Below are 12,578 nucleotides of genomic sequence, written 5' to 3'. Positions count from 1 at the left end.
GTTAATACATATTCAAATCTATTCTGCCTCTATCTTAACACTTATAGGTTCTTGCATGGAAACTTGTATAGGATTGTTATTGTTTATGTATACAGATCTATTATATTCATCAACTGATACGCTACTAATATCAACTTTCATTTCGTATTCAGTAGATATTGATTTCAAATCAACTTCCACTTCATTAGTATTTCTCTTTATATAAGCATTGGTACCTATAAAGTTTACTGCATTTTCTTTTAGCATTTTATTTAACAGTGTCATAAAATTTTCTTTGTTGAATTTCCCATTTTTTACTGAAATACAAATATAATTGTAAGCATCAATATCACAGATTATTCGTTCACCTGTAAAGTAAAAACTATTAACATCATAAATTCCCGGATTATTCTTTTCATCATTTGCAATAACACGCATAACAAAAAACCTCCATTTAAATAAAATATTTTATACAAAGATTCATATCGAATTCAATTGTCTTCCTGTTTGGTCTATTTTTAAAAAGTTCGATATTAATGTCCATATTATACCATGATTTATACAACGATTCTATAAATTACGACAAAAAGTGTGCTAAATAGCACAGGAAAATTATTTTAAAATTAGTATGTCATTAAATTTAAAGTATATCATGAATACTATGTTTTAAATAAATATGAAATATTTTAAAAACAAAACAATTAATATGATTGACTGAAAAAAATTTATTTCAGGAAAAAATATTTGCAATCAGACAAAAAATATTATATTATTATATTGGATAAAAAATTATCTGAAAAAAAATATTTTTCAGAGCAAAGTTTTACACGAAATATATTTGGATTAATGAGTCATGTAAAAAATCTCATCAAAAAAAGCTCCGATTATTTGAGCTTTTTAGAGTTTAATAAAGGATTTAAATATTTAATTTTTCAGTAATAAAAAAGGAGGTTATCATGGGAAAAAGAAGCAAAGAGGAAGTTCTAAAGGGTTATATCAAAACAACAGATTTCTGGGCCGATTTTCTAGGTAAAGAGTATGAAATAGTAATACATGATGTTGAGAGTGTTGAAAAATCAATTATTTATATTAGAAATAATTTTTCAGGAAGAAAAATTGGAGGATCAATTACAGATTTAGGTTTAAGAATATTAAAGGAAAATGAATATACTGATGATGAATATTTTGTAAATTATACAAGCAAAACAATTGATGGAAAGATTATCAGATCGGCAACTTATTTTATTAAGGATGATGATGATAAAATAATAGCCATGATGTGTGTGAATATAGACGTTACAAAAGCAAAGTTTTTTAGTGATTACTTACAAGAATTTCTTATAGGTCAAAAAGTAATACCGAGTTATAATTTGACATCAGTTCCAAATAAGAAGGATATATCTGAAGCTTTGTATGATTCCATCGAAGATGTTGCACACCATATGATAAATGAAGCTCTTTCACATATAGCTGTACCTGTTAATCGAATGACACTTGATGAGAAAAAGGAAATTATTTCTGAGTTAGATAAAAAAGGCTTTTTCCTAATAAAAGGAAGTGTTAAGGTTGTATCTCAGAAATTAGAAGTTTCAGAAACGACAGTTTATAGAAGCATAGGTTCCTATAAGCCTAATGAACTGTAAAGACAGGAAGAGCTAAATTTATATATTTATTAAATATTGAAATTGATATCAATAATTTACAATAGAATCAAGCTTCAATAAAATTTTTCTCAATAAGTAAACAATGATTTGTTTAAAAGGTAGTTGAGAGGAGGTGATGATTTATGTAAAAGATAAGAAACTGATTTTGTCCAAAAGTAGTAGGACCATATTTTTAATCTGCTAAGGTAAGAGATTTCTATTTACATAAGGTCAGATTGTCATTAATCCAGCAATGAAAAGATTGTAGGTGGGTTATAAAAGATTAGATTAGACAAGTAATTGGAAATCTTAAATTTACGTAGTGTAATAGGGTTTACTCTCAACGAAGTAATAAAATTAACAATATTTATAACAGATATAAATAATATTTCTAAAATAAATGAGTTATAAAGTATTTTAAGGAGAGTCAGTCAACTCGCACTTGTGTAGAAAAATAAGTAGATTACCTAAGACGCTTTAAAGGATTAATAAATTATAGTAATTTTTTTGGAGGTAGAAAAATGGAAAAAAAATTAGAAAACAAAGGGTTTGAAACTAAAATAATACATTGTGGTCATAGAGTAGACCCAACTACTAGAGTACTTGCTTCACCAATTTATCAAACTGCAACATTCGGTTTTGATACAGTGAAGCAAAAGGATGAATTTTGGGATGAAAATAATTATATGTATTCTAGAGAAGGCAACCCAAATTTAATTGAATTAGAGAAAAAGCTTGCTATTATTGAAGGTGGAGAAAGTACATTAACAGCTGCTTCAGGAATGGGAGCAATTTGCTCAACTCTTTTAACTCTTTTGAAGTCTGGAGATCATATAATATGTTCTGAAGGAGTGTTTTTCCATACTGACATTTTAATGAAAGAGTTACTCGTGAAGATTGGTGTGGATGTAACTTTTATTGATGCTACAGATCCAGGTAATGTTGAAAAAAGCATAAAAGAAAACACAAAACTAGTTTACTTTGAAACACCATTAAATCCTTCACTGGATTTAGTAGATATTGAAGCTGTTTCTAAAATTCTTAATGGAAAAGATATTTTATTAGTGGTAGATAGTACCTTTGCACCAGCTCCAATACAACAAGCATTAAAGCTTGGAGCAGACCTTGTTGTTCATAGTCTTACTAAATATATAAATGGTCATGGAGATACATTAGGTGGTGCAGTAATTGGTTCTAAAGAGTTAATTGATAAAATTAAAGATCCAGGTATGACTTGTTTCACTGGTGCTTCATTACCTCCTTTTAATGCATGGCTTATTATGAGAGGCATGATGACTCTAGATATGAGAGTAAGAAAACATTGTGATAGTGCTCTAAAAATTGCTACTTTCTTAGAAGGACATCCAAAGGTAAAAAATGTTATATATCCAGCATTAGAATCTCATCCACAACATGAATTGTTCAAAAAACAAATGAATGGATTGGGTGGAGGAATTGTATCCTTCAATATAAAAGATGGCTTAAATGGTTTGTCACAACATGAGGCTAGCTATAAAGTATTAAACAATTTGGAAATATGCACTATTGGTACTAGTTTGGGTGAAGCTCATACTTTAATTCAAGTAGAAAAAAGTGGATTGACAAGAATAGCAGTTGGTCTTGAAAGAGCTGAAGATTTAATAGAAGATCTTAAAAAAGCTTTAGATCAAATTTAAACAATTAATATCAAAAAAAGGTTGAATATGATCAGTATGTTAAAAATCTAATGGCATAGCAAATGTCAGAAGTTAAAGATAGAGAATGGAGATTGAAGATTGAGCTATAAACCTAAGAAGAAATTAACTATTGAAGAATTCTTAAAACCGCAAGCGTGGTTTAAAAATTTATTCAAAAAAAATGTACATCTGATTAAAGGAATCCAAAAAAAAGCGAATAAAAGATGGGAAAAACCTCTAATCAGATGCAATGTAAAATAAATACTATATGTTGATTGAGTCTGTAAATAATTTTAGGTCAGAGCAAAATTATTTACTGGCTCATACAATAAAAGTGTTGCCATGGTATTATATGCAAAAAATACATTAATATCCATGATTATTTTAACATACTAATTTTTCAAAGTCAAATGTTAAGATGATTTTTATAGAACAAAAATTATTTTTGGTTGGACACAAAGAAAGCTTCAACATAATTGAAACTAGGTTATTAAAGTGACATTATTGTTTACTTAATGACAAAATATAAAAAAGGAGAGAAAATTAATGGAAAATTTCGGAATGTTATCTTTACTTCCCCCAATTGTTGCAATAGCACTTTGTATTATTACTAGACAAGTAATAATATCATTATCAATTGGTGCTTTTGTTGGCATTATTGTTTTAGTTGGAGGAAACCCGATAATAGCCTTTGCAAATATAATAACTACTATAAGCGATACTGTGGGTAATAGCTGGAATGCCAGCATCTTGTTATTTACATTTTTATTGGGAGGATATATTGCTCTTTTAGGTAAATCTGGCGGCATGCAAGCGATAGCTCGTAGCGCTGTTAAGTTTATTACTTCACGTAGTCGTGGAACAATAGTAACTTGTTTATTTAGCTCTTTGTTGTTTTTTAGCGATTATACAAGTATGATTCTAACTGGCGTGGTAATGCGTCCAATTACTGATAGATTAAGAATATCTAGAGAAAAATTGAGCTATATTGTTGCTGGTTGTGGAACTGGAATTACTGCTCTATCACCTATTTCTGGATGGACCGCTTATCAGGTAGCAATTGTTGGTACCGCCGTTACTGCAGTTGGAATGAATGAAGGTGCATATACGTTATTTGTTAAATCTATTCCTTATCGTTTTTATGGTCTTTTCAGTGTTGCTTTCATATACTTTATTTGTATGCAGAATCGTGACTTTGGCAAAATGTATGAAGCTGAAAAACGTGCTATCACTACTGGACATACATTTCGACCAGATTCTACTCCAATGGGTGGTATAGATGATAAAGAATATTGTGCTCCAGAAGGTGCAACTCTGCGTGCTATAAATTTCTTTGTTCCAATGATTACTATGTTTGTAATTATGTTCATCGGGTTCTTTATTACTGGTGGCGGTATGGAAAAAATGGCTGCCGATGGTTTGCTTTCAGTTTTTGCTTCTGCTAGTACTCTTTGGATGATGACTGTTGGCGTACTTGCTGCTACTATTGTTCTTGCTATTATGATGCTTGTTCAAAAAATGATGACTTTTTCTGAAATAAATGATACTTGGATTGGCGGCATGAAGTCTCTCGTATTCACAATTGTATTCATGGTTTTAGCTTGGACACTTGCTAATGTTTGTAAGTCCTTGGGCACTGCTAATTATATTGTTACAGCATTAGTTGAGTCCAATTTCCCTGGTTGGGCTTTACCAACAGTCGTATTTGTTATTTCTGGCCTTATGGGTTTTGCTACTGGTTCATCTTGGGGAACAATGGCTTTGGTTATGCCATTAGCTATACCAGCTGCCACAGGTCTTGGAGCTCCAGTACTTGCGACAATAGGTGCAGTTTTCACTGCTTCTACCATGGGTGATCATATTTCACCTATTTCAGAGTCACTTGTTCTTTCATCTATGGCTTCTGGTGTCGATCATATGGACCATTGTATGACTCAGTTACCATATGCTTTGACCGCCGCTGGGGTTTCCATCATCTTTGGTTGTATACCTGCAGGATTGGGTGTACCAAGTTGGATTAGTATTACTGCTGGTTTAGTTGTTTGTTGGTTAATTATCCGCTTTGTGGGTAAAAGGACTGATGACGCTGCTTTTGGCGTACAACCTGTATCGGTGGAATAAATAGCGTAATATATAACTGACATTATTTTCTTGGTAGTAATAGTCTCTTAGACTATTACTACCATTTAATATCTCAAAAAATGAGAGAACGGTTAATGTTTTTTGTAAATGTCATATTATATACAATAAGGGTGAAAATATTAAATTGAAAAATACCAACACAAAACCTTCTGTTTAGTTGCTTAGTTAATAAGTAGAGACTTGAGAGGTTACTCTAAACCGTTCCCTAGCAATGCAATGTATGAGTATATGAAAAATTAGATTATCGTTTTTTTATTCTCAGATATAAACAAATAGCAAGGATATGATGATTTATAAAAAACTATGACTGTATATATTTCTGGATAAGTCTTACAGCTTTACTCTGATTTATTTTTAATGCTTCTGCAAGTTTTCTTGATGAAGGATTGTTTTTATATTTGGAGATAATTAATTGTCGTTCGAAGTTTTCCATTATATCTTTATGCGACAAGTTTTCTGTATCAATTTCTATTTCATCAGAACTTGGTCCAAAATTATAGATTCCTTTTGGAAGATCTTCTTCAGTAATTAGTACATTCCGTGTCATTATTACAAGTCGTTCAATTACGTGTCTTAGCTGACGGACATTGCCTGGCCATGAGTATTGGGATAATAGTTCTAAAGCTTCATTGGATAATTCATGAGTTACGTTGTAAATTTTGCAAAACTCATTTAGGAAAAAGTAGGTAAGTGCAGAAATATCTTCTTTTCTTTCTCTAAGGGGTGGCACTGTCATTTCTATTACACTGAGTCTAAAATATAAATCTTGTCTGAATCTATTTTGCTTAACCATTAAAGATAAATTTTTGTTGGTAGCTGTAATTATTTTTACATCCACTTTAATTGGTGTATTCCCCCCTATTGGAAGTATTTCTCCCTCCTGTAAAAAATGAAGCAACTTTACCTGTACTCCTTGGCTGATTTCTCCAATTTCATCAAGAAATAAGGTTCCACCATCAGCCGTTTTTATCAATCCCTCTTTTCCAGTAGCATTTGCACCTGTAAATGCACCTTTTACATATCCAAATAACTCACTTTCAATTAGTGTTTCAGGGATGGCAGCGCAATTAATTGCAACAAATTTCTTATCGCTTCTATCACTTCTTTCATGCATGTATTTTGCTAACATAGATTTTCCAACACCTGTTTCTCCGTACAGAATACATGGTGCTTTTACATTGCTAATACGATTGATATCTGCATTAAGAATTTTCATTTTTTTACTTGCACAAATGATTCCCTCAGTATTTATTGCATCATCAAGGTTTTTGATAAATTGTCCAGTTGTGTTGTATAAATTGTTTTCATTTATATCATCTCTTACATTCATTACAACGAATTCTATTTCGCCATTCTTATCAAAAATAGGAACAGCTATAGTAGTAATAGTGACGCCGATTTGTGTAATTGATTTCGATGTGTAAATCTGTTTCTCTTTGTATACTGCTGGCAATACAGCAGGTTCTTTCCAATATCTTGGCATAATATCATAAAAGTTTTTTCCAATAAATTCACTTGATTTTCCACCGTAGTGACGCTGGCAAGCTTTATTGATATATAAAATATTGTAATTGTTATCATAGACTAAAAATTCATCATACATATTATCAAGTATCCTGAAAATGTCGCTTTTATTCATAGTTAACCTCCATACATTGATATTTAAATTACACACTGAAACTTTGCATTAAATAAAATGTTTATGAACTTTGAAATGCAATAATATTTGACAAAAAAAGCATGTAACCTTCACTTTTGATAAAATTGAATCACCACAAAACAACCAAAATGATAATAATATAAAAAATTCAATCAGAAGGTTTTCTAATAATAATTATTATTATTCATTATTAAAAACTTATAATGCTTATAAGTCCAAAGATTATCCTGTAATTCATTTTTCCCTTATTTTTTAGTATGGTATTTAGTAATGGTTCTATGTATATGAACACTACTAATAAACAACTTGATGACTTTTTCAATACATTTCTATCAGCATTACCTAACCACCTGCAAAAAATGCTTATTTGCTAGTGTCTGAATTAAAAAAATATGGTGATTATCAATTGTCAAATATCGAATTTTCAATAATTAATATTTTATGTGCGAAGTTTCATTACACATATATCTCATTTTTGAGTCATTTCAAAAATGATTCGCTTCACTTTATTAAAAAAAATTATTTTGATGCAAAAAAGATTCGATATGCTGAATTATTAATGATTCGACTTCATAAAAATATTATCAATTGATAGAATTTTTGTCAATAACAATATTATTTTTATATTAATTTTGGTAAAACTATGTATTTTTATGTTGTAACAACTGTAATCTATAAGTTGGTACGATAATTGCTTTTATTATTAGTTGGTTAACCAAATAATAAATTAAGGAGATTCTGATATGAAAATAGCAAAAATTGAAGTATTCGCACTTAGGGTTCCTCCTAAAGATGGAAATGTAGAAGTTGAATGGGGAATGGATTGTTCATTGGTAAAGATAACAACAGATAATGGGATAGTTGGATGGGGGGAAACAGACTCAAATCCAGCAATTATCAAGACGATTTTTGATATGCCCACATCACACTATCTGTCATACAGCTTGAAAGATCTGTTAATAGGTGAAAATCCTCTGGATATTGAAAGACTTTGGAATAAGATGTATCTAAAAACTTTACATTATGGACGTTCAGGTGTAGGGATACATGCGATAAGCGCAGTAGATATAGCTTTATGGGATATTGCAGGAAAATACTATAATGTTCCAGTGTATCAGCTTCTTGGAGGAAAGTACAGGGACAAGATTAAGACCTATGGAACCTTTATTCCTTACGAGGATTTAGATAAGACAGTGGAAACTGCAAAACGTTCTCTTATAGATGGTGGGTTCGACACATTGAAATTTGGAGGCACACCATTTGGATTAGAAGAGAAATATGATATTGAAAGTGTAAGAAGATTACGTGAAGCATTAGGTGAAGATGTTGGTTTAGCAGTTGATGTGTCCAAACTTTGGCCTGATTATGGAACTGCACTTTCAAGAATGAAAAAATTGGAGCAATACAATCTAGCATGGGTTGAAGAACCTTGTTTAGCAACAGATTATGAATCCTATAGAAGGCTTGCATCACAGGTAAAGACTAAAATCTCAGGAGGAGAAGCATTGACAACAGTACGTGAATTCAACGATTTTATGAGAATAGCACGTCCTGCAATTGTGCAGCCAGATGTAACAAACTGTGGTGGTATTACTGAGATGAAGAGAATCAATATGCTTGCTGAACTTAATTCATGTAAGTTAATTCCACATAACTATGGATCAGGGGTACTACTTTCAGCTACAATGCATTGCCTTGCATCATTCCAGCATGGAGATACTATGGAGTATTCAAACAGTCTAAGTCCATTCTTCCGAGATCTTGACAGAAATCTAGTTCGTTCGGTTAATGGTTATGTAACTGTTCCTGATAGACCAGGTCTTGGTGTTGATATTGATGAAGATGTAATCAAAGAGTATTCATTTACCTGGGAGTAAATACTATCTACAATTGGAGAGGAGAATTACTTATGGACAAAAACAAAAAGATGTCAAACAGAAGTAATATAGAATGGATAACCCTGATAGTTGGATCGGCAGTTTTACTCACCATAGGTGCCCTAATGGCAATATTTCCTGAACAAGGGGTGTCCCTTTCAAAGAAGATGTTTAGCATTTTAACACATGAAATGGGATGGATCTATCTTTGGATAGGTATGATAACACTTGGTTCTGTAATATATTTTATAACTTCTAAATACGGAAGAATTTATCTTGGAGACAATAAACCTACATTTAAAAAGTCAAGCATACTTTTCATGACAATTGCTGCTGGGTTTGGTTCTGCAACAATGTACTGGTTATTCATGGAAAGTATTAGTTACTACATTGGACCACCTCCGGGATATGCTGCCTTGTCAGCTGAAGCTGGAGAAATAGCTATTACGGCTTCTTTCTTCCATTGGGGATTTGTGCCTTGGTCTTCATATCTTGTATGTGCAGTACTTGTAATGTACGCATTCTATATCAAAGGCAAGAAATCATTCAAATTTAGCGATATACTAAATGACGCTCTTGATAATCGTGTTCCTGTTATAGTTAGAAAGCTCATCGATATTATCTTTGTTGTAGTTACAATGGGAGGACTAAGTGTTACCCTCGGATTATCAATACCAATGATCTCTTCAATAATTTCTGACCTTACAGGATTAACTCGTTCATTCGCTATGGATATGTCTGTTATAGCAGCAATAGCTGTAGTATTTATTGCAAGTTCTTTTGTAGGTCTTGAAAAAGGTATGTCACGTATTAGTAGCTTAAATGTATATGCCTGTATAGCATTTTTATTAGTAGTATTTTTAGCAGAGAATAAGGTTTTTGCACTTAACTATTTTACAAACGGTGTTGGAAAATACATCACGGAATTTTTCAGTTTTGGTTTTAATACAGATCCAATTAACCACGGAGGATTTCCTCAGGGATGGACAATATTCTATTTGGCATACTGGTTTACGTTTGCACCTTTTACAGGAATCTTTATTGCAAAAATAGCAAAAGGTCATCGTTTAAAAGATATCCTTTTACTAACAATGCTTGGTGGTGGATGTGGAAGTATGCTGATGTTCATGATAACAAGTTCTTATTCAATGAATCTTGAACTTACAGGGAAACTAAAATGTGTTGAACTAATGCAGACTACAGATGCAAACAACCTAATAGTACAGGTACTAAGAACACTTCCAATGGCTCCAGTAATGATGACTCTATTTGCAGTAGTTGCAATACTATTTATGGCAACATCACTTGATGGTTCAGCATTTACCCTTGCAGGTGTGACACAGAAGAAACTAGATAAGAACGGCAATCCAAGTACAAAACTAAAAATGTACTGGTGTGTAGCTTTAGTAGTATTCCCTATTATCCTTACCTATGCAAAAGCAGACCTAAATGCAATAAAAAGTATAGCATATGTTGTATCATTCCCAATGGTACTGGTTATCTTAATTTCACTATACGGTACAATAAAGGGTATGAACAAAGTATTTGGTGATATGACAACAAAAGAAATAGATGAATATAATAAAAAGCTTATAAATTCATAATTAATATTATGTGAAGGTGATAATATGATTTTTATAAATGAAGAAATAGAATCAAAAGAAGTGTACAAAGGACTAAGCAGAAAAATATTATCATACGGTGGCAACCTAATGGTAGTAGAATGTCACGCAGAAAAAGGAGTCAAAGTACCAATACATTCTCATATACATGAACAATGCGGATATATCATATCCGGAAAGTTTCAGGGAATAATAGATAATGAAAAAACAACCTTGACCTCAGGAGATAGCTACTACGTGAAGCCAAATCAAGAACATGGACTAGTCTGCTTAGAAGAAGGATCATTTCTCGATATATTTACTCCACAGAGGGAAGATTTTAAATAGTATGATACACAAAAAAATTGGTAATGTAATTTAATCTGTGGTGTTTTGCTTATTATAAATAATTTTGTTAGCATAAAGTTATTGTAGAAAAAAATAAAAAAAGAAAGCACCCTTTTGTGATAATAGTTTTGCAAAAACAAATTTAACAAAAGGATCGTGCTTTCTTATTTTTGATATATGCAGATAATCGAAACGTGTATTTATCAAGTAGGAGCTTTTATGTTTCAGCTATGAAAAAGATTTCTAAATTGTTACCTTATAGCTCTTGCATGGGAACAAGATAATGGTTGTGAAGGTCAGCAATCCAAGAGAATGTTTTTTATTAGTGTTTTTACCATTAATAGCTTTAACGTACTCTGGATTAATAAGGGTAATATAACAAGAATCTTAGATAATATTAAAAACAGGAACTTGATATTTGACAGTATATTTCATATAAACGTGTTAATTTTATGCGAAAAAAAGTATATTTCATAATTATTTGTGCTTTTAGAACAGCTGAAAGGATTGAGTTAAAATGAATATAAAAGAAGTTAGGGAAAATGCGAGAAAAGTTCTTAATGGTTATTGTAAAGTTTGCAGGAACTGTGATGGGGTAGCTTGTGCAGGAGAAATTCCAGGCATTGGTGGAAAAGGTACAGGCAGTTCATTTAAAGCAAATTATACATCACTAGCTAATATTAAATTAAATATGAGAACACTATATAAAGGGAAAACACCAAATTCAAAAGCTGTTATTTTTGGGAAGGAAATGGATATGCCAGTTTTTGCGGCACCTGTAACAGGAGTAAGTATAAATAACGGTAAAGTTTTTAAAGGTGATGAGTATATAAAGTGGATTGTTGAGGGATGTTTAAATAAAAGAATTTATCCAACGATTGGTGATACACCTAAGGAAGAATTTCTTTTATCAAATTTGAATAAATTGAAAAAGTATGGTGGAGAAGGTATAGCTTTTATAAAACCTTGGGATAACGAAAATATAATAAAAAAAATTAAACTTGTTGAAGAAGCAGGATGCTTTGCAGTTGGTGTAGATGTAGATGCTTGTGGTTTGAGGACTATAGCTTTACATGTAAATAGCGTATCACCAAAATCAACAGACGATTTAAAAGAAATAATAAAAAGCACAAAATTACCTTTTATTATAAAAGGAGTAATGACAGTTGACGAGGCTAAACTTGCTGTAGAGGTTGGTGCGAGTGGAATTGTAGTATCGAATCATGGTGGTAGGGTATTAGACTTTACTCCAGGCACTGCTGATGTACTTAAATTGATAGCAGATGAAGTTAAAGGTAAAATCACTATTTTTGTTGATGGAGGAGTAAGGACAGGTGTGGATGTTCTTAAAATGATAAGTCTTGGTGCAGATGCTGTATTTATTGGGAGACCGTTTATTGTTGCTTCTTTTGGTGGAGAAACTGAAGGAGTAAAAACTTATATACAACAAATAAAAGAAGAACTTTTATCAACTATGACGCTTACTGGATGCAATAGTATAAAAGATATAAATCATAGTATAATCAGCAGATAATATCAAATTACTTAAATTTATTTCATACACACCAGATAAACTGTTAATTTTTTTATCTATAATAAGGATAGATATATTAAGTAGAAGGTTCAAATGTTTGCTATATTTTATATATAGT

Annotated in this window: 10 protein-coding genes; 8 read left to right on the top strand and 2 right to left on the bottom strand. The window is 31.5% G+C overall.

Annotation, left to right across the window (positions count from 1 at the left end; all coding sequences use genetic code 11):
* Window positions 1-18 precede the first annotated feature (18 nt).
* On the bottom strand, window positions 19-417 hold the full coding sequence (locus AYC61_RS05310) for a hypothetical protein (protein ID WP_066497880.1): 399 nt from the start codon (window positions 415-417) through the stop codon (window positions 19-21).
* Window positions 418-935: 518 nt separating this feature from the next.
* Here AYC61_RS05310 and AYC61_RS05300 point away from each other — a divergent pair.
* The 4 genes from AYC61_RS05300 (at window position 936) to AYC61_RS05290 (ending at window position 5,419) form a co-directional block, all read left to right on the top strand.
* Window positions 936-1,622: a helix-turn-helix transcriptional regulator gene (locus AYC61_RS05300; RefSeq protein ID WP_066497874.1), complete on the top strand. Its 687-nt coding sequence runs from the start codon at window positions 936-938 to the stop codon at window positions 1,620-1,622.
* A 521-nt stretch (window positions 1,623-2,143) separates the two neighbouring features.
* On the top strand, window positions 2,144-3,298 hold the full coding sequence (locus tag AYC61_RS05295) for a trans-sulfuration enzyme family protein (protein WP_066497872.1): 1,155 nt from the start codon (window positions 2,144-2,146) through the stop codon (window positions 3,296-3,298).
* Window positions 3,299-3,397: 99 nt separating this feature from the next.
* Complete coding sequence (locus AYC61_RS21065) at window positions 3,398-3,559, top strand: hypothetical protein (RefSeq protein WP_156456359.1); 162 nt, start codon at window positions 3,398-3,400, stop codon at window positions 3,557-3,559.
* Window positions 3,560-3,844: 285 nt separating this feature from the next.
* Window positions 3,845-5,419, top strand: a complete 1,575-nt coding sequence (locus tag AYC61_RS05290) for a Na+/H+ antiporter NhaC family protein (RefSeq protein ID WP_066497870.1) — start codon at window positions 3,845-3,847, stop codon at window positions 5,417-5,419.
* A gap of 322 nt (window positions 5,420-5,741) precedes the next feature.
* Here the strand turns inward: AYC61_RS05290 and AYC61_RS05285 are convergent, their stop codons facing one another.
* A complete protein-coding gene (locus AYC61_RS05285) occupies window positions 5,742-7,079 on the bottom strand; it encodes a sigma-54 interaction domain-containing protein (protein WP_066497869.1) in 1,338 nt (445 codons plus the stop codon).
* Window positions 7,080-7,843: 764 nt separating this feature from the next.
* Here AYC61_RS05285 and AYC61_RS05280 point away from each other — a divergent pair.
* The 4 genes from AYC61_RS05280 (at window position 7,844) to AYC61_RS05265 (ending at window position 12,460) form a co-directional block, all read left to right on the top strand.
* Window positions 7,844-8,977, top strand: a complete 1,134-nt coding sequence (locus AYC61_RS05280; RefSeq protein ID WP_066497866.1) for a mandelate racemase/muconate lactonizing enzyme family protein — start codon at window positions 7,844-7,846, stop codon at window positions 8,975-8,977.
* 32 nt (window positions 8,978-9,009) lie between these two features.
* Complete coding sequence (locus AYC61_RS05275) at window positions 9,010-10,581, top strand: BCCT family transporter (protein WP_066497860.1); 1,572 nt, start codon at window positions 9,010-9,012, stop codon at window positions 10,579-10,581.
* 24 nt (window positions 10,582-10,605) lie between these two features.
* Window positions 10,606-10,926, top strand: a complete 321-nt coding sequence (locus AYC61_RS05270; protein ID WP_066497858.1) for a cupin domain-containing protein — start codon at window positions 10,606-10,608, stop codon at window positions 10,924-10,926.
* Window positions 10,927-11,443: 517 nt separating this feature from the next.
* Window positions 11,444-12,460 carry an alpha-hydroxy-acid oxidizing protein gene (locus tag AYC61_RS05265; protein WP_066497856.1) on the top strand — a complete coding sequence of 339 codons (1,017 nt, stop codon included), beginning with the start codon at window positions 11,444-11,446 and terminating at the stop codon, window positions 12,458-12,460.
* Window positions 12,461-12,578: the final 118 nt, after the last annotated feature.

It is taken from the genome of Abyssisolibacter fermentans, from assembly GCF_001559865.1.
In the GTDB taxonomy this organism is placed as follows: Bacteria; Bacillota; Clostridia; order Tissierellales; family MCWD3; genus Abyssisolibacter; species Abyssisolibacter fermentans.
This window is presented reverse-complemented; position numbering and strand designations above follow the sequence as displayed.